General features: G+C 64.3%; 21 protein-coding genes. 15 read left to right on the forward strand and 6 right to left on the reverse strand.

Features of this window, described 5'->3' with window-relative positions; genetic code table 11:
- The first annotated feature begins 4 nt into the window (after nucleotides 1–4).
- The 8 genes from IVB29_RS18385 to IVB29_RS18420 all read left to right on the forward strand — a co-directional run bounded on the left by IVB29_RS18385 (nucleotide 5) and on the right by IVB29_RS18420 (nucleotide 5,696).
- Nucleotides 5–295: a type II toxin-antitoxin system HicB family antitoxin gene (locus IVB29_RS18385; RefSeq protein WP_247504780.1), complete on the forward strand. Its 291-nt coding sequence runs from the start codon at nucleotides 5–7 to the stop codon at nucleotides 293–295.
- Between the two features lie 88 nt (nucleotides 296–383).
- Entirely contained in the window at nucleotides 384–800 is a 417-nt protein-coding gene (locus IVB29_RS18390; protein ID WP_247504781.1) for a hypothetical protein, read from the forward strand.
- Nucleotides 800–1,456, forward strand: a complete 657-nt coding sequence (locus tag IVB29_RS18395; protein WP_247504782.1) for an OmpA family protein — start codon at nucleotides 800–802, stop codon at nucleotides 1,454–1,456. The genes IVB29_RS18390 and IVB29_RS18395 overlap by 1 nt, the downstream gene beginning before the upstream one ends.
- Nucleotides 1,457–1,610: 154 nt before the next feature.
- A complete protein-coding gene (locus tag IVB29_RS18400; protein WP_346731292.1) occupies nucleotides 1,611–2,147 on the forward strand; it encodes an Mpo1-like protein in 537 nt (178 codons plus the stop codon).
- A 29-nt stretch (nucleotides 2,148–2,176) separates the two neighbouring features.
- On the forward strand, nucleotides 2,177–3,208 hold the full coding sequence (locus tag IVB29_RS18405) for an NAD-dependent epimerase/dehydratase family protein (RefSeq protein WP_247504784.1): 1,032 nt from the start codon (nucleotides 2,177–2,179) through the stop codon (nucleotides 3,206–3,208).
- A gap of 27 nt (nucleotides 3,209–3,235) precedes the next feature.
- Nucleotides 3,236–3,862, forward strand: a complete 627-nt coding sequence (locus IVB29_RS18410; RefSeq protein WP_247504785.1) for an isoprenylcysteine carboxylmethyltransferase family protein — start codon at nucleotides 3,236–3,238, stop codon at nucleotides 3,860–3,862.
- A gap of 82 nt (nucleotides 3,863–3,944) precedes the next feature.
- Nucleotides 3,945–4,154: a hypothetical protein gene (locus IVB29_RS18415; protein ID WP_247504786.1), complete on the forward strand. Its 210-nt coding sequence runs from the start codon at nucleotides 3,945–3,947 to the stop codon at nucleotides 4,152–4,154.
- A 237-nt stretch (nucleotides 4,155–4,391) separates the two neighbouring features.
- Nucleotides 4,392–5,696, forward strand: coding sequence for a sorbosone dehydrogenase family protein (locus IVB29_RS18420; protein ID WP_247504787.1), 1,305 nt, complete (start codon nucleotides 4,392–4,394; stop codon nucleotides 5,694–5,696).
- Nucleotides 5,697–5,699: 3 nt separating this feature from the next.
- Here IVB29_RS18420 and IVB29_RS18425 read toward each other — a convergent pair whose 3' ends face one another.
- Together IVB29_RS18425 and IVB29_RS18430 are read right to left on the reverse strand one after the other, a co-directional pair.
- Nucleotides 5,700–6,524 carry an aspartate dehydrogenase gene (locus IVB29_RS18425; protein ID WP_247504788.1) on the reverse strand — a complete coding sequence of 275 codons (825 nt, stop codon included), beginning with the start codon at nucleotides 6,522–6,524 and terminating at the stop codon, nucleotides 5,700–5,702.
- Nucleotides 6,525–6,562: 38 nt separating this feature from the next.
- Nucleotides 6,563–7,480: a LysR family transcriptional regulator gene (locus IVB29_RS18430; protein ID WP_247504789.1), complete on the reverse strand. Its 918-nt coding sequence runs from the start codon at nucleotides 7,478–7,480 to the stop codon at nucleotides 6,563–6,565.
- A 132-nt stretch (nucleotides 7,481–7,612) separates the two neighbouring features.
- Here IVB29_RS18430 and IVB29_RS18435 point away from each other — a divergent pair, with 132 nt between their 5' ends.
- The 5 genes from IVB29_RS18435 to IVB29_RS18455 all read left to right on the forward strand — a co-directional run bounded on the left by IVB29_RS18435 (nucleotide 7,613) and on the right by IVB29_RS18455 (nucleotide 11,409).
- Nucleotides 7,613–8,911, forward strand: coding sequence for an MFS transporter (locus tag IVB29_RS18435; RefSeq protein ID WP_247504790.1), 1,299 nt, complete (start codon nucleotides 7,613–7,615; stop codon nucleotides 8,909–8,911).
- 21 nt (nucleotides 8,912–8,932) lie between these two features.
- Nucleotides 8,933–10,006 (forward strand): tartrate dehydrogenase, encoded by a 1,074-nt coding sequence (locus tag IVB29_RS18440; RefSeq protein WP_247504791.1) that lies wholly within the window; start codon nucleotides 8,933–8,935, stop codon nucleotides 10,004–10,006.
- 245 nt (nucleotides 10,007–10,251) lie between these two features.
- Entirely contained in the window at nucleotides 10,252–10,707 is a 456-nt protein-coding gene (locus IVB29_RS18445) for an Hsp20 family protein (protein WP_247504792.1), read from the forward strand.
- 119 nt (nucleotides 10,708–10,826) lie between these two features.
- The gene (locus IVB29_RS18450) at nucleotides 10,827–11,144 is read left to right on the forward strand and encodes a hypothetical protein (protein WP_247504793.1); all 318 of its coding nucleotides are present in this window, start codon (nucleotides 10,827–10,829) and stop codon (nucleotides 11,142–11,144) included.
- Between the two features lie 28 nt (nucleotides 11,145–11,172).
- Nucleotides 11,173–11,409, forward strand: a complete 237-nt coding sequence (locus IVB29_RS18455) for a hypothetical protein (protein WP_247504794.1) — start codon at nucleotides 11,173–11,175, stop codon at nucleotides 11,407–11,409.
- Nucleotides 11,410–11,745: 336 nt separating this feature from the next.
- On the opposite strand, the gene IVB29_RS18460 is transcribed toward IVB29_RS18455, so the two are convergent.
- The 4 genes from IVB29_RS18460 to IVB29_RS18475 all read right to left on the reverse strand — a co-directional run bounded on the left by IVB29_RS18460 (nucleotide 11,746) and on the right by IVB29_RS18475 (nucleotide 14,508).
- A complete protein-coding gene (locus IVB29_RS18460) occupies nucleotides 11,746–12,690 on the reverse strand; it encodes a LysM peptidoglycan-binding domain-containing protein (protein ID WP_247504795.1) in 945 nt (314 codons plus the stop codon).
- A 176-nt stretch (nucleotides 12,691–12,866) separates the two neighbouring features.
- Nucleotides 12,867–13,268: a hypothetical protein gene (locus tag IVB29_RS18465; protein ID WP_247504796.1), complete on the reverse strand. Its 402-nt coding sequence runs from the start codon at nucleotides 13,266–13,268 to the stop codon at nucleotides 12,867–12,869.
- Nucleotides 13,269–13,303: 35 nt separating this feature from the next.
- Nucleotides 13,304–13,558, reverse strand: a complete 255-nt coding sequence (locus IVB29_RS18470; protein WP_247504797.1) for a hypothetical protein — start codon at nucleotides 13,556–13,558, stop codon at nucleotides 13,304–13,306.
- Nucleotides 13,559–13,632: 74 nt separating this feature from the next.
- Nucleotides 13,633–14,508, reverse strand: coding sequence for a DUF3313 domain-containing protein (locus IVB29_RS18475; RefSeq protein WP_247504798.1), 876 nt, complete (start codon nucleotides 14,506–14,508; stop codon nucleotides 13,633–13,635).
- 163 nt (nucleotides 14,509–14,671) lie between these two features.
- Here IVB29_RS18475 and IVB29_RS18480 point away from each other — a divergent pair, with 163 nt between their 5' ends.
- Both IVB29_RS18480 and IVB29_RS18485 read left to right on the forward strand, forming a co-directional pair.
- A complete protein-coding gene (locus IVB29_RS18480) occupies nucleotides 14,672–15,331 on the forward strand; it encodes a TetR/AcrR family transcriptional regulator (RefSeq protein ID WP_247505134.1) in 660 nt (219 codons plus the stop codon).
- Between the two features lie 226 nt (nucleotides 15,332–15,557).
- Nucleotides 15,558–15,809: a hypothetical protein gene (locus IVB29_RS18485; protein WP_247504799.1), complete on the forward strand. Its 252-nt coding sequence runs from the start codon at nucleotides 15,558–15,560 to the stop codon at nucleotides 15,807–15,809.
- The last annotated feature ends 5 nt before the right edge of the window (nucleotides 15,810–15,814 follow it).

Below are 15,814 nucleotides of genomic sequence, written 5' to 3' on the forward strand. Positions count from 1 at the left end.
TGAAATGGCCCAATACGTTGCTATCATCGAAGACAATGGCCCGGAAGAAGCCGTTGGCATGTGGTTTCCGGACCTTCCCGGCTGCATGTCCGGCGGCGACGACATCGACGAGGCTCTGGAAAATGCACCCGAAGCGCTCACGCTCTATGCGCAGGAGCTTGTCGAGGACGGCCGGCAGCTTCCCCCGCCGCGAACGTTGGACCAGCTTAAGGCCGATCCTGAGTTTGCCGACGACTTGGGGAAATACACCGTCGCCCTGATCGAATGGCCGCCCTTCACTGAGGCCGAGGAGTGAGGACTGTTCGCCGCACTGGCCGGACCTTCGACAGTTCTCGCCCGAACAGCCCTTGACCACCGCGAACTTCCCCGTATCAGATAACCCCATGGTCCGGGGCTCCATCACACTGATCTTGCTGGCATTGGGGATGCCGTCGCTTGCGGCGGCGGAGACCATGAGCTTTGGCGATTCGCTCGGGCTGCTGGCCAAGAGCTGCGGTGCGGAAATCGTCGCCAATTGCCGCGGCGTCAACCCGGACTCGACCCGCCTGAAGGAATGCCTGTCGCGCAACCGCGACGTGCTGTCCCAGCAGTGCCAGAGCGACTATCTCGGCGCGTTCGATGCCATCCAGAAGCGCGTCGCCGCGCGCGTCACCGTGGCGAACGCCTGTCAGCGCGAGATCGTCAAGGTCTGCGGCGGCTCGACCAAGGAGACCAGCAAGTCGATCCCCTGCCTGGTCTCGACGCCCAAGGGCATCAGCAACAACTGCCTGAAGGCCGTCGACGACGCGGGGTATCGCTGATGCGCGCGACCAGAATCGCCTTCACGCTTGGCCTGGTCCTGCTCGCGGGCGCAGCAAGCGCGCAGACCACGCCGCCGACCCGCGACGACATCGTCGGCAAGCTCAACCATTTCGAGGAGGCCGCCGAGCTCGACCTTCCCGCGCTGAAGACGCAGGTGATGGAGCGCGCCAAGGCCAGGATCAAGAACGATCCCGGTCCGGTGAACCGTCCGCCGATCGCACCCGATCTGGCCAATCTGCCAACCTTCACCACGCAGATCCAGTTCGATGCCGATACGCCGATCATCCAGCCGGCGTCCTACCAGACCGTCGGCCGCATCGCGGACGCGCTGGTTCATACCTCGCTGCTGCCCTACACGTTCCTGATCGTCGGACATGTCGAATCCAACACGAAGACGCGTGAGGCCAACGCGATCCTGAGCCAGCGCCGGGCCGACGCGATCCGCGACGTGCTGGTGAACACGTTCAAGATTTCGACCAAGCGGCTACATCCGATCGGCCTCGGCGAGGAGCAGTTTCTCGACCGCGCGAAGCCGACTTCGGTCGTCAACAGCCAGTTGCAAATCGCAACCTTTGCCAAGGTCCCCGAGGAGGCGCCCGCGCATCCGGCTGCGGCACCCGCGCCCGCGGCGAAAAAGCCCGCCAGGAAGCATTGAGCGAACACGCCTCGGCGTCTGACGGAACCCTTTGAAGTTCTGACCGTTTGTGACCTGTCTCACAGCGCGACAGCACGGTTTCGCGCGACACTAGCGCCGGTTTGTGCACTGCCCTATCCGGTGCTATAGCCTCTATTCGTCCTTCCCCGCCCCCATGCTGCACGAGACCGAGATGGCTGGCTATTTCCAACGCCAACTGGCCGATTACGTCGAATATCATCGCGATCCCTGGAATTGCGCGATGCACGTGGCCGGTATTCTCTTGCTCTTCACCGGCGCCGTGCTGCCGCTCACCCTCGTGCATTTCTCCGTGTTCGGGGTCGAGGTGAGCCTGGCGGTGGTTTTGGCCCTGCCGGTGCTGGTCTACTGGCTGATGCTCGACGCCGGGATCGGCCTCGGCATCCTCGCGGCGATGATCGTGCTGCTTTCGGTCGCAACCGCGATCGGCAATCAGGTCTCGATGGTCATGATGTGGTCCATTTTTGCGGTGCTGATCGGGTTCGGCGTCGCATCGCAGATCGTCGGTCACAGGGTTTTCGAGGAACGGCAGCCGTCGATGGTGGACCATCCCACGCATTTCCTGCTTGGACCGATGTTTGTCATGGCGAAATTGTTCATTGCACTGGGCTTCCGTCGCGACCTTGCCGCGATTCTGGCGCCTGTTCCGGCCAACTCCCTTTCAACCCGATAGCTCCAGAAGCGAAACAGTAAACCTTCTTCATGGCTCTCGTACTGGTTACCGGTGGCAGCGGTTTCATCGGACATCACCTCGTAGAAGCGCTCCGCGCCCGCGGGCAGCGGGTCCGCGTTCTCGATGTCCGTCCGCCGGCTGCGGCGAATGCCGACGTTGAATATGCCTACGGCTCGGTGCTGGACGGTGCCGCGGTCGAGGCCGCGCTTGCCGGCGTCGATCAGGTCTATCACCTCGCCGGCCTGCCCGGCATGTGGGTCGCCAACAAGCAGGACTTTCACGACGTCAATTGCCGCGGCACCGAAATCGTGCTCGGAGCCGCGATGAAGCACGGTGTGTCGCGCTTCCTGCACTGCTCGACGGAATCGATCCTGTTCCCCTATTCGGACCTGGGCGGCGCTGCCGCCGAGGAGGCCCTGCAGCCGGCCGACGCGATGCCCGGCGCCTATACGCGGTCGAAGTCGCTCGCCGAGCATTTTGCGGCGAAGGCCGCGGCCGCGGGCTTCCCTCTGGTCATCGGTACGCCGACCATGCCGATTGGTGCCGCCGACCACAATCTGACGCCGCCGACGGCGATGCTCTGGTACTTCCTCCAGAAGAAGGTGCAGCCGCATCTCAACTTCCTGGTCAATCTCGTCGATGTCCGCGACGTCGCGATGGGGCTGGTGCTGACCATGGAACGCGGCCGCCTCGGCCAGCGCTACATCCTCGGTGGCGACTGCGTGCCGCTCGGCAACATCCTGCGGATGATGTCGGCGATGAGCGGCCGCCGGCAGTTCCCGGTCGTCGTGCCCGGCAGGATCGCCGAGCTCTCCGCAATCATGCTGGAATCCATCTCCGATCGCATCACGCGCCGTCCGCCCAACGGCACTGCCGAGGGCGTGCGCATTGCGCTCGCCGCGAGCGATCTTTCGATCGGCAAGGCCCGTAACGAACTCGGCTATTCGCCGCGCCCGATCGAACCGGTCTTGCGCGAGACCATCACCCATCTGCTCGCCCGCAACGGCCAGCGGCCCTCCGGCGCCATCGAGCATCACGCGCTGTCCTCGCGCGCGAGCTGACGCCGCCGCCCAACGCAAAGAACCTTCATGTCCTTCGATTTCAGCAAGATTCTCTCTGTCGCCTGGGGCGGCTGGACCACGACGTGGCCGACCGAACTCCTGGCTCTGATCTGGGTCGCTTTTCTCGCCAGCTGGGTCGGCGCCTCGTTCTGGCAGGGGCAGACCAAGAAGCAGGTCATGACGCTGGAGTCGCAGCGCTATCGCCTGCCGATCCTAGTCGGCGGCATCCTGTACACGCCTTTTATTGCGGAGATCTTTGGCTGGAAGCCGCTCTGGGTGCTCGGCAACACCGGCATCGCCGTTGCCGCCGTCCTTTCGGTCGCCGGCATCGCCTTCGCATGGTGGGGCCGGCTGCATCTCGGAAAGTTCTGGTCCAACACCATCACCCACAAGGAAGACCACCGCGTCATCGACACCGGCCCCTATGGCATCGTGCGCCACCCGATCTACACCGGGCTGATCTTCGGCATGCTGGTGACCGGCGTTGCGATCGGCCTGGTGACGACGATCCTCGGCGCCATCCTGATCTCGCTCGGCATGTGGCAGAAGGGCCGGATGGAAGAGGTGTTCTTGTCGAAGGAGCTTGGCGAAGACGCCTACGGCGCGTACTGCCGCCGCGTGCCGATGATCATCCCGTTCCTGTCGCCGCGGTGAGCGCGGAACATTCGGCCAGGAACCGCCCCCGCGCCAGCCCGTTAACGTCTCGACACCTGCAATCGCCGCAGAGCATCGAGCCATGTCGGACGCCTACGATTATTTTCGCGAGCACGCGATCGCCGCCGTGCGCAAGGCGCGGGCGCTGCCGCCCGGACGGCCGAAGCAGAAGCAGCGCACCGTCGCGCGGGTCTATCATCTCCTGTCCAGGGAGGCCGCGCTGAAGCCGAACGTCCATCATCTCGATGATTTTCGCGCGGCGCGGCGCGTCGAGCGGCAGATTGGCCGCTGATATTTCTGCCCATGCAAATTTGATCGGCTGCCATTCCGAGGGAATAGGCGTCGGTCGAGTTCCCAGCCGGTTGACCTTTTGACCGCTAACCAGTTGGATGCGCGCGCAACTGGGCATGACGACATCCATCGTGGATCTGGAGAGGTCAACGATCAGGCAGGAATTAGGCCTTGGCCCGCGCGGGGCTTTGGGCGATCCAGCGTTGGACTGTGCCTTCGAGTTCAACAGGGGCTTCTCATGAATTTTTCCAGCATCTTTGCGCAGTTCGTGGCGCTCGTCGGCGGAGTCGCGCTGCAATGGCGAAAGCTGTCGGGCACCACGCCGGCGCCGGCCTGGGGCCAGGCGCCCGCCATTCCCGAAGCCAAGCCGCAAGGGGCCCTTCCCACCCTGAAGATGCCGACCGCGCGCGGCTGGAGCGAGGGTCAGAAGCCGACGGCTGCGCCCGGGCTCAAGGTCAATGCGTTTGCGGCCGGCCTCGACCATCCGCGCTGGATCGAGGTGCTGCCGAATGGCGACGTGCTGATCGCGGAGGCGACGCAGATCGCGGGCGCGCCGAGGTCGGTGTTTCACTACGCGATGCAGGCGACGATGCGGCGCGCGGCGGCGCTCGGCGTTTCCGCCAACCGCATCACGCTGCTGCGCGACAAGGACGGTGACGGCGTTGCCGAAGTTCGCGGCGCCTTCATGGAGAACCTCAGCCAGCCGTTCGGCATGGCGCTGATCGGCGACACCTTCTATGTCGGCAACACTGACGGCGTGATGGCTTTCCCCTATGTCGCCAATGCCGACAGCATCACTGCGCCAGGCAAGCGGCTCACGACTTTCAAGCCGAACGGCCACTGGACGCGCAGCCTGCTCGCGAGCCCCGACGGCAAAAAACTCTATGCCGGTGTCGGCTCGCTCAGCAACATCGCCGAAATGGGCATGGAGGTCGAGGAAGGCCGCGCCGCGGTGTATGAACTCGACCTCGCCGCCGGCACGCACCGTATTTTTGGCGCGGGCCTGCGCAATCCCGTTGGCCTTGCCTGGGAGCCGACGACCGGCGTGCTCTGGACCGTCGTCAACGAGCGCGACGGGCTCGGCGACGAGACGCCGCCGGACTATCTCACTTCGGTGCGCGACGGCGGCTTCTACGGCTGGCCCTATTGCTACTGGGGCAAGACGGTGGACGATCGCGTGCCGCAGGATCCGGCGATGGTCGCGAAGGCGCTTCAACCGGACTATGCGCTCGGCGGCCACACCGCTTCGCTCGGCCTGTGCTGGATGCCCGCAGGGACCCTGCCCGGTTTCCCCGACGGCATGGTGATCGGCCAGCACGGCTCGTGGAATCGCAGCACGCTCTCAGGCTACAAGCTGGTGTTCATCCCGTTCGAGAACGGCAAGCCCTCCGGCCCCGGTCGCGACATCCTGTCGGGCTTCCTCGCGCCGGACGAGAAAGAATCCTACGGCCGACCGGTCGGCGTCGTGATCGGCCCGGACAAGAAGTCGCTGCTGATGGCCGACGACGTCGGTAACGTGATTTGGCGCGTCACCGGGGCGTAAGAATTACGTCCCGACGCACAGCGTGGCGCGCTGCTTGCGGAGCAGCGCGATCACGGATAGCGCCGTGATCAACCCGGTCTTGGGATTTTCAGACGGGATGTTCTCGATCGACATCGCGAAGCGCGCCGAATCCGCCTCGACCTCGATGCGGTGAACGTTGCGCGTCACGGTCGGATCGGCCCAGATCTGCACCATGGTGCGGTCGGGCCCGATGCCCGCGAGCGACAACGCCACCGCGACGTTCAGATTGGCCGGAAAGCCCTTCGCGGCCTCGCGCGCTGTGCCCTCGAACAATTTCAGCGGCTCGCGCAGCTTGTCGATGTCGATGTTGTTCTCGACGATGAACGGCGCGCCCTTAAGCCCGTCGATCGGCTTGCGCGTGACCATTTTCACCGAATGAATAGTGCCCACAGCAGCAGCGTTCACGGCATCGAGCCCGATCAGTGCGCCGGTCGGCACGAGGATGCGGCCGCCATTGGCGCGGGCGAGATCGACGAGATCAAAATTGTCGAGCAGCCCGCCGACGCTGACGACGACTGCGGCCCTGCCGCGCCTCACCGCGGGCTCGACGATCGCGCGCAGCTGGCTGCTCGGCGCGCATTCGACCACGATATCGGCGGCGTCGCCGAGCTGATCGATCGGCATGATTTGCGGCGGGCAGCGCAGGCCGCCCAGAAACGCCTGATGTTTTGCGGGATCGCGCACAGCGACGGCGGACAGTGTCAGTCCTTCGATACCTTGATCGAGCGCGGCTGCGATCTTGCTGCCGATCGAGCCCAGCCCCGCGATGGCCACTCGCAATTCGTTCTGAGCCTTCCGATCCGTCATCGCATCGCACCCTTTACCCAAGCCAATGTCATAACCTCTCACGCCTCCCGTGCATAGCGGCGCAGGCGCGCCTCCAGCACCGCCAGTATGGCATCGCGGGCCGGATCGCGCGAGCCGCGCAGCCATGCTGCGGCGAGCGGCAGCCGGCCGACCGGGCCGCTTTGCTTTGGCCGGAGCGGCACGAAGCGCACGCCGGTCACCGCCATCCGCGTGGTCCAGCGCGGCACGATCGCAACCCCGAGCTTCGTTGCGACCAGATGGATGATGGTCTGCTTCTCGTCGGCGACCTGCACGATGCGCGGCGTCAGCCCGGCCTGCTCGAACAGCTTGATCGTGAGGTCGTGGCTGTGTGGCCGTGAGCGGCGGTCTGGCACCAGCATCGCCTCGTCGGCGATCTGCGCCAGCGCGATCGATTTGCGCTCGGCCAGCGCATGCCGCTGCGGAAACGCCACGATGGCGGTCTCCTGGAGCAGTTCGCGGAATTCGAGCCGCTTGTCCGCACTGTCGGGCGGGCGGACGAAAGCGAGATCGAGCGCGCCGGTCAGGATTTTTGGAAGCAGCCGGACGGTCTTGTCTTCGAGGAGCTGCACTGCGATCTCCGGATGCTTTGCCCGAAAATCCCGCAGCAGCGGCGGCAGCAACCCCGCCGCCGCGCTGTCGATGGCGCCGACCCGGAGCCGCCGCGCGGCGCCCGCGCGCGAGCGGTTGCGCAGATTGCTCTCGACCGCCTCGACCTTGGCGAGGATCGCGCGGGCATCGCGCAATAGCGTCGTACCGTCTTCCGTAAGCGAGACCGCGCGCGTCGTCCGTGCGAACAGCCGCGTGCCCAGGTCTTCTTCCAGCAGCCTGATCTGCCGGCCGAGCGCGGAGGGCAGCATCTGGAGCTGCTGCGCCGCATGGCCGAAATGCAACTGCTCGGCCGCCGCCACGAAGCATCGAAGCTGATGCAATTCCATCCCGGGTCCTCTTGTCTCGCCCAGCGATGATTATATCATTTTTTTGTATAAACCAGCGCCAATTGAGTGAACCTCCCGCTTCCGCCTAGGCTCACTGCTGCATAACGAAAAACCAGGATTCAGGAGGCCAGGGTGGCGAGCGAGATTCAGACGCGCGTGCTGCGCAAGATCACCTGGCGCATCGTGCCCTTCATCATGCTGCTGTACTTCGTGGCCTTCATCGACCGCGTCAACATCGGATTCGCCTCGCTGACGATGAACAAGGACATTGGCCTGTCGCCGACCGTCTACGGTTTTGGCGCCGGCATCTTCTTCTGGGGCTATTTCCTCTTTGAGGTCCCCTCCAACATCATCCTGCACAAGGTCGGCGCGCGGATCTGGATCGCGCGGGTGATGATCAGTTGGGGCATCGTGTCCGCTGCCATGGTGTTCGTGCAAGGCGCGACCAGCTTCTACATCCTGCGCTTCCTGCTCGGCGTCGCCGAGGCCGGCTTCTTTCCCGGCATCATCCTCTATCTCTCCTACTGGTTCCCGGCACGCCAGCGCGCCGCGGTGACCGCCCTGTTCATGGCGGCAGCACCGCTCTCGACCGTGCTGGGTTCGCCAATCTCAGGTGCGCTGCTGGAGATGGATGGCCTGCTCGGCTTCAAGGGCTGGCAATGGCTGTTCGTGCTGGAAGCGGTGCCTGCCGTGCTGCTCGGCTTCGTCGTGCTGGGCTTCCTGACCGACCGCCCGGAGAAGGCGAAATGGCTCGCTGATGACGAGCGGCGCTGGCTGATCGAGACCATGTATGCGGAAACCACCAGCAAGGCCGCGACCGCGAGCCACAGCATCTGGCGTGGCCTCGCCGATCCGCGCGTGCTGGCGCTGTCGCTGATCTATTTCGGCACCTCGGCCGGGCTCTACACGCTCGGCGTCTGGGCGCCGCAGATCATCAAGCAATTCGGCCTATCCTCGCTGCAGGTCGGATTCCTCAACGCGCTACCGGCAACCGCTGCCGTGATCGCCATGATCCTGTGGGCGCGGCATTCGGACCGTACCGGCGAACGCACCTGGCACGTCGTGTGGGCCTGCCTGATCGCGGCCGCAGGCCTCGCCTATGCGGGACTCGCGACTGGCATCGTCGCCGTGCTGGTCGCGCTGGCGCTCGTGAATATCGGCATCTCCTCGGCAAAGCCGCCGCTCTGGAGCATGCCGACGCTGTTCCTGTCGGGACCCGCGGCCGCGGCCGGCATCGCCACCATCAACTCGATCGGCAATCTCGGCGGCTTCGTCGGTCCCGCGATGATCGGCTGGATCAAGGACCAGACCGGCAGTTTTGTCGGCGGGCTCTACTTCGTCAGCGGCCTGCTGGTTCTCTCGGCGGTCCTGACCCTGCTATTGTCGCGCGCGCAGACCGCGCCGGTCGAACCCGTCCCGCAATCCCACTGACATCTCACACGGAGCATCTTCATGCGCACCCATTCGATCGCAGCCATTCCCGCCGACGGCATCGGCCCCGAGGTTATCACCGCCGGTGTCCGCGTGCTGGAGGCTCTGGCAAAACGCAGCGGCGACCTCGCCTTCAACATCAAGACGTTCGACTGGGGCTCGGACTATTACAAGAAGCACGGCGTGATGATGCCGGCCGATGGCCTCGCGGAGCTGAAGAAGTTCGACGCGATCTATTTCGGCGCGGTCGGCGCGCCTGATGTGCCCGACCACATCACGCTGTGGGGCCTGCGTCTGCCGATCTGCCAGGGCTTTGACCAATACGCCAACGTGCGGCCGACCAAGATTCTGCCGGGCGTGGCCTCGCCGCTGCGCAATGTCGGCATCGGCGATCTCGACTGGGTGATCGTACGCGAGAACTCGGAAGGCGAATATGCCGGCATGGGCGGCCGCGCGCACCGGGGCCTGCCGGAAGAAGTCGGCACCGAAGTGGCTGTGTTCACCCGCGTCGGCGTCACCCGCATCATGCGCTATGCGTTCCAGCTCGCGCAGTCGCGCCCGCGCAAATTCCTCACCGTCGTGACCAAGTCGAACGCGCAGCGCCATGGCATGGTGATGTGGGACGAGATCGCAGCCGAGGTCGCCGACGAATTCCCGGATGTCACCTGGGACAAGATGCTGGTCGATGCCATGACGGTGCGCATGACGCTGCATCCGAAGAGCCTCGACACCATCGTTGCGACCAATCTCCATGCCGACATCCTGTCCGACCTCGCCGGCGCTCTCGCGGGCAGTCTCGGCGTGGCACCGACCGGCAACATCGATCCGCAGCGCCGCTTTCCCTCGATGTTCGAACCGATCCACGGCTCGGCCTTCGACATCACCGGCAAGGGCATCGCCAATCCGGTCGCGACGTTCTGGACCGGCGCGCAGATGCTGGAGCATCTCGGCGAGAAGGACGCGGCGTTGCGGCTGATGGCGGCGGTCGAGCGCGTCTGCGCGGCCGGCGTGCTGACGCCTGATGTCGGCGGTAAGGCGACGACCAAGGAAGTCACAGATGCCGTGATCGACGCGATCCACGGGTCGAACGCCTAGAGGGTGGATGGCATCGGCACTGCGATCACGATCGGGAGGCGATCTTCCGCTTGCTTCCCGAAAGGCGGAGGGGGGTTTCCAAAATTTTTTGGATTCCCTCTTGAAACCAGAATGGCTTTTTTTTATTTTTCCGTTGCCGCCGTGAGGTGGCAATCCCGACGCCTGATGGGTCGGGAAAGGTTGAGACGGGCACCGGTCGTGTCCGGTGCCGCTCGTATCCATTTTGCTCTTTGGAGGATCTGGCTATGCGCACTTACGACTTCTCTCCGCTATGGCGTTCGACCATTGGCTTCGATCGCCTCTTCGACCTCGTGGATGCGGCACAGCGTGCCGGCGAGGACAGTTATCCCCCCTACAACATCGAACGCGTCGGCGACGATCGCTATCGGATTTCGCTTGCGATTGCGGGCTTCTCCCCAGACGAGATCTCGGTGACTGCCGAGCAGAACGCGGTGATCGTCGAAGGAAACAAGGCGGACAAAGCCGAACGCGAATATCTCTACCACGGCATTTCCGCGCGGGCCTTCAAGCGGCAGTTCAACCTGGCCGACTATGTTCAGGTGCACAGCGCAGCGTTCGAGAACGGTCTGCTCAAGATCGAACTGATCCGGGAAATCCCTGAAGCGATGAAACCGCGGCGAATTGCCATCAACGGCGCGCCGTCCGGCACCGTGCATCAACTCGAGGATAAAGCCGCCTGAATTTCGTTTATCGGAGGCCTGGTGATCTCGCCCGATCGTCGGGCGGGATCGGCCATTGCCTTCGATCGTGTACCCGAATGCAGCCAGAGGTTTTAGCGAAAGGAGAAGGAGGACCTCTCATGATCGATCATGCCGACAACATCATCGACCTGAAAGCGATACTGCACCCCGGCTCTGTCTACGATCATCCCCGCGACGTCGTCGCCGATGCAACTCTGTCGATCGGCGAGAAACGGGCGATCCTCGCGTCCTGGGCTTCGGACGCAGCCAGCGTTGCCTCGAACCCGGCGCTGAGGGAACTGCCGGGCTCAGACAGGCCCATCACCATCGACGAAATTCTGGAAGCGCTCGCGACACTGGACCACCATCCAAAGGGGCCTCCGGGTGGCAAGCCGGTCCGCAGGAGATCCGTCTCGCGGACCGATCTCGCAGCCTAGGCAACGACCGCTCAACGGGATTACGACGATGATTGATACAGAGCTCGCCTTGTTACGCACGCACCGCAATAACATCAGCCGCTACCAGCGTTTGCTCAAGACCGAACTGACCGAGTTCGAGCGGCGGTTCATTGAGAGGCGCCTGGCTGAGGAACGCTCCGCGATCGAGAAGCTCGCGGCCTTCACGTTTCCTCTCGCATTTCACACTCCCAACAGGGCGAGCGAGAACGCAACCGCGCCCCTGACAGCAAGCAGCCACGGCTAATTGAATGTCCGATGACCTCCCGACATTCGAAATGTTCTTGAAAAGGTGCGGCCGAAGGACATGGCGGTGGCGTGTTTGCACGACGGAAGGACGCCTGGTCATGCACGGGTCCGAAAATGGTCGACCCGCCGCCAAATACGCGGCTGAAAGGGCATTGTTTCAAATGCTTCTGACCGCGCCCTATCGATCGGCGAGCCATGCTTCCGCCATGGCTCGCTCCAACTTGTCGACACCTGCATCGAGATGGTTGCCCCGGCATCGGATGCGCGAATGACAAGATCAGGCCCGGGACGGCATCAGATGCCCGTCCCGGCCATGGTGTCCCGTCGTGGCCGCTTACCGCCGTCCAGCCGGCGGAGACGGCGGCGTCGCCATCGCCGCGGCAGGCTCCGGCGGCGTCAGGTGGCGCGGGACGATGATGGTTTGGCCCGGCGTGAGCGGCGCGTTCTCGGCAAGCGAGTTGCTCTGCGCGAGCGTCCAGACCGGCACGCGATTGGCTGCGGCGATGCTTTCCATAGTGTCGCCCCGGCGTACCGGCACCCGCACGCCGCTATCCCACAATTCGACCAGCGTATCCCCGGGCACGAGATAGCGCAGCGGCACGGTGTCGCCCTGAGCCTGCGGCTGAATGCGCGGCAGCTGCGTCACCATCTCGATGATCTGGCGATGGATGTCGTCGGACTTCTCGATGTTGATGTGAGAGACCCGCGAGTTCTCCTTCAAATCGTAGCTCGCATAGTGGCCACGATAGCCCGGCAACGCCACCACATTGCCCCCACCGAGCACGCTGTCGGAGAGGAAGATATTGATGAAGCGCTCGACATTGAGCGGCACGTCGTCGGTCGCATGCGCGGGGTCGATGGTGATGACGAGGCTGATCGGGATGTTTTCCTTGGCCGCCATCTCGGAGATGATGACCGAGCACAACCCGCCCATGGAATGGCCGATCAGCACGATCGGCGCCGGCGTTTCCTTGTAGCTGGCGATGGCGCGATCGCCGATCCACCGGCAGATGGTGAATTCGTTGACGTCGGCCGAGAACCCGGCCTTCGTCAGCTTCTCTTCGAGCCGGTCCATGCCGGTCGAGAAGAACGGGCCCATGGCGCCGCGGAACAGGTAGATCTTTGGCGGTGGCAGCGGCTCGGCCGGCGGAGCAGGAGGCGGCGCGGTGGCCGCCACCGCCGCGCGCTTCGACTTGGCAGGTGAGGCAACGGCCACGCCGGTGCCCAGGGCGAGCAGCGCAACCACTGCCAGCGCGACGACTCGCCTTGGATCAAGCATCAGTTCAGCAGTCCCACCACGGGAGGCCGCCGCCTCCCCCGCGGGCTTAGTGACCACCGATTGGGTGGATTTTGGGGCACGGAACCGGCCACGACGCCCCATCGGGGCCCCGTAGCCTGCCCGCCGGCAGCCCGGCATCAATCGAACGGAACCCATTTAATTGAAAGGAACCCCATTTAATTGAAAGGAACCCATGGTTGGGCTTCGCAGGCATCGAAGATCACCGAACTCTGGATACCCTTGTAGGCATCATCGTCGAAAAAGACCGAATAGGCGGGGCGTCCGCCGGCTGAAGGGCCGCGCTGCCTCAGGCAGACGAAATACGATCCCGGCCCGTGGTCGGTAGGGCGGACGGCGGTTGTCTCCATTCCCCCGGTCAGCTTGGCCTCGGTGGCCCCTTTTGTGACGCCCTCCTGCACCGCCTTGGTGCTCGGTGCGCGCGCAGGCTGATAGGCCGGAGGCAGATTCGCGCTCGACGCACACCCCGCCAGCAAGAGTATCAAGACAGCGGACAAGGCTTGCAGGGGTCTGCGGCAGACGAAGGCCGACCTTCGCGCCAGCTCAAATCGTAAATGCATCGCTTACCCTCGGCGCCGCGATCGATGCGCGCGCCTCACCCCTGGGTCAGGAAGAGATAGAAGCAGCCCGCGACCGTGGGCAGGAACGCGATCAGGGCGGTCATCCAGAAGCCGGGCTCGAGGATCGGGTCATCCTTCTCGCCGGCGACACGCCGATCCACGTTGGTTCGGCTCCACGTCTCGTCGGCGGTGAACAGCGGAGCGCTCCCCGCGCTCGCGCGAGCTTCGGAGCGCGCGGCGCTTTCGCGCAGAGGGCGCTGGGAGAGACCAATTGTTCGGGATGTCAGCATGTCATCTACTCTGGTCGGTTACGAATATGTCGAATACGGACGCCACGAGGAACGCAGTCAGGAACGCGTCCAATTCATTGCGTCAGCGTCTGCTCTGAATTCACCGCGGGCGCAGGTGCCGGTGCCGGACTGGCCTTCGCACCGGAATCCGTCCAGGCAGGCGGCAGGCCGAGCCCCTGCCCCGCCATGCCGGTCAGGCCCGGAAACCGCCCGAATGCTTCGCACGCGACATATTTCGGCGCGCCGCCGAGCCGCACGGGGATGGTGTCCATCGGAGGCAGCGCAGGCATGCCGCCGAACGGAGATTCTCCTGTCGTCACCAGCTTGGCGAAGTCGGCGCCGAAATCGGCGGCCAGATCGTAAGCATCGCCCTCGTCCGCGATCCGCGCGGAATTCGTGATGGAGTTGGCGCCACGCGCCCAGAGCATCGCGGCCTTCTGAAATCCGGCGAAGTCGCGCGCTTCCGCCTCGACCGAGAGAGTGCCGAGCCCGACCGGAAGCCTCGGCACGGGCACCGGCACGCCGGGGAGGGCAACGGTCTTGGCAAGCGACAGCGCTCTCGATGTGCCCGAGGCGGTCGGGCTGGTCGGCGTCGCATGAGTCACCGTGGCCTGAACCGTGAGGTCGGCGTCGTCTTCGGCGGCAACGATCCGGAAGCGTTCGCTCAGGCGGAGACACAGTTCGCGGCTGATGGCGTTCGCGACCAGGCGGCGCTCCTTTTCATTCAGGGCGACGTCGCCGCGCGCGGGAAAGACGGTTGTCGCGATCCGCACGGTCTTTGCCGCCAGCAGATCCTTCTTGTTGACGCGAATCTGGGACTTGGTGACCAGCCCGTTGGCGTCCGACATCCGGTCGTAGCTCCCGAGCGAACCGGCTCGTTCGAGCGGCGCAGTCGCACACCCACCGAGCGCGAACGTGACGCACATCAGGGCCGCCCGTTGCAAGCGCATGGTCCCACTCACGCCCGATTAATTGTTAGATAGATCACTCTAGTAATCACTCTCACACCCCCTGCACCCCGTCAACATAATTAGATGGAACTCTCTAATTTTGATTTTATCGAGGCGAACGACCGTGCTAAATGAGGCGTCAGGGGGATGGGAGACGCGCGCTTTGAGGAAAGTCGACCCGGTCAAGCATGAGCAGAAGCGCGGCGAGATCATCGGCGCCGCGCTACGCTGCTTCACCCGGGACGGCTTCCGCGGCGCCAGCACGACGGACATCTGCGCCGAGGCCGGGATCAGCCCGGGCCACCTCTATCACTACTTCCCGAGCAAGTTGGCGATCGTCGAGACGTTGATCGACATGGGTCTCGCGCGTACGGCGCTGCGGTTTGAAAAGATCCTCGCGGCCACCGACGTGATCGAGGCGCTGCTCGCCGACATCGAGGAAACCAGCCTGCGGTTTCGTCCCGCCCAGATCCTCAACCTGGATGGCCTCGCGGAGGCCGCGCGCAATCCGGAATTCGCCAAGGTCATTGAACGGCACACCGCGACCGTCCGCCGCATGTGGAGCGATTTCCTACGCCAGGCGCAAAGCCAGGGACGGGTCGATCCGGGACTGGACCCGGAGGCGACGGCGAACATCCTGATCGCCCTCGTCGACGGATCCCGCGCAATGCCGATCCGCAATCCGAAGCTGGATATCAAGCAGAGCGTGGCGCATCTGAGGACGATGCTGGAGCGCTTCCTGAGCCCGACCGCAGTGCAGGGCACCGCGAACAAGCCGCGCAATCAGGCCAGTCGTCCGCTCAAGCTGGTCAGGAAGCGATAAGACGGTCGCCTTCTCGTCAAGCCCGAGCCGCCATGTCCGCAACCTGCCGGGGCGTCGTACCAGCGCGCCAATGTTGCGCAATGCGTATCGATATTGCGCGATGTCAAAGAAAGACCTGATCCGGATCAAAGCCCCGTGACAAGGTCTCGCACTTACGCAGACGTGATGCGGCTTGGCGACTTTCCATCTTAGGCCATTCCGACCGATGTCCGAGACGGAATACGCCGTGCAGAGATTTTCCGCCGTGGTCTTCGCCACAATCATGCTGATGCTTGTGCCCGCAGCAACGCAGGCACGCGGCGGCCATCATGGCCTCGGTGGCGGCGGATTTGGCCATAGCGGGCACGGGATGCACGCGAACGGCGCCGACGCCTTTGCCGGCGACCGCAAGCGAGCCGAGGACCCCTACGTGAAGGCGGCGCTCGAAGAAGAAGAGCGCGTGCTGAAGAAGCTCAACAGCATCTGCCGCGGCTGCTAGGCAAG

The organism is Bradyrhizobium sp. 1, from assembly GCF_023073315.1.
GTDB lineage: Bacteria > Pseudomonadota > Alphaproteobacteria > Rhizobiales > Xanthobacteraceae > Bradyrhizobium.

Coding starts and splice junctions, on each gene's coding strand:
- IVB29_RS18385 (WP_247504780.1), top strand. CDS start 5: ATGGCCCAATACGTTGCTATCATCGAAGACAATGGCCCGGAAGAAGCC.
- IVB29_RS18430 (WP_247504789.1), bottom strand. CDS start 7,480: ATGGAATTGCATCAGCTTCGATGCTTCGTGGCGGCGGCCGAGCAGTTG.
- IVB29_RS18450 (WP_247504793.1), top strand. CDS start 10,827: ATGATCGATCATGCCGACAACATCATCGACCTGAAAGCGATACTGCAC.
- IVB29_RS18460 (WP_247504795.1), bottom strand. CDS start 12,690: ATGCTTGATCCAAGGCGAGTCGTCGCGCTGGCAGTGGTTGCGCTGCTC.
- IVB29_RS18425 (WP_247504788.1), bottom strand. CDS start 6,524: ATGACGGATCGGAAGGCTCAGAACGAATTGCGAGTGGCCATCGCGGGG.
- IVB29_RS18410 (WP_247504785.1), top strand. CDS start 3,236: ATGTCCTTCGATTTCAGCAAGATTCTCTCTGTCGCCTGGGGCGGCTGG.
- IVB29_RS18465 (WP_247504796.1), bottom strand. CDS start 13,268: ATGCATTTACGATTTGAGCTGGCGCGAAGGTCGGCCTTCGTCTGCCGC.
- IVB29_RS18470 (WP_247504797.1), bottom strand. CDS start 13,558: ATGCTGACATCCCGAACAATTGGTCTCTCCCAGCGCCCTCTGCGCGAA.
- IVB29_RS18420 (WP_247504787.1), top strand. CDS start 4,392: ATGAATTTTTCCAGCATCTTTGCGCAGTTCGTGGCGCTCGTCGGCGGA.
- IVB29_RS18455 (WP_247504794.1), top strand. CDS start 11,173: ATGATTGATACAGAGCTCGCCTTGTTACGCACGCACCGCAATAACATC.
- IVB29_RS18475 (WP_247504798.1), bottom strand. CDS start 14,508: ATGCGCTTGCAACGGGCGGCCCTGATGTGCGTCACGTTCGCGCTCGGT.
- IVB29_RS18415 (WP_247504786.1), top strand. CDS start 3,945: ATGTCGGACGCCTACGATTATTTTCGCGAGCACGCGATCGCCGCCGTG.
- IVB29_RS18400 (WP_346731292.1), top strand. CDS start 1,611: ATGCTGCACGAGACCGAGATGGCTGGCTATTTCCAACGCCAACTGGCC.
- IVB29_RS18405 (WP_247504784.1), top strand. CDS start 2,177: ATGGCTCTCGTACTGGTTACCGGTGGCAGCGGTTTCATCGGACATCAC.
- IVB29_RS18390 (WP_247504781.1), top strand. CDS start 384: ATGGTCCGGGGCTCCATCACACTGATCTTGCTGGCATTGGGGATGCCG.
- IVB29_RS18395 (WP_247504782.1), top strand. CDS start 800: ATGCGCGCGACCAGAATCGCCTTCACGCTTGGCCTGGTCCTGCTCGCG.
- IVB29_RS18445 (WP_247504792.1), top strand. CDS start 10,252: ATGCGCACTTACGACTTCTCTCCGCTATGGCGTTCGACCATTGGCTTC.
- IVB29_RS18440 (WP_247504791.1), top strand. CDS start 8,933: ATGCGCACCCATTCGATCGCAGCCATTCCCGCCGACGGCATCGGCCCC.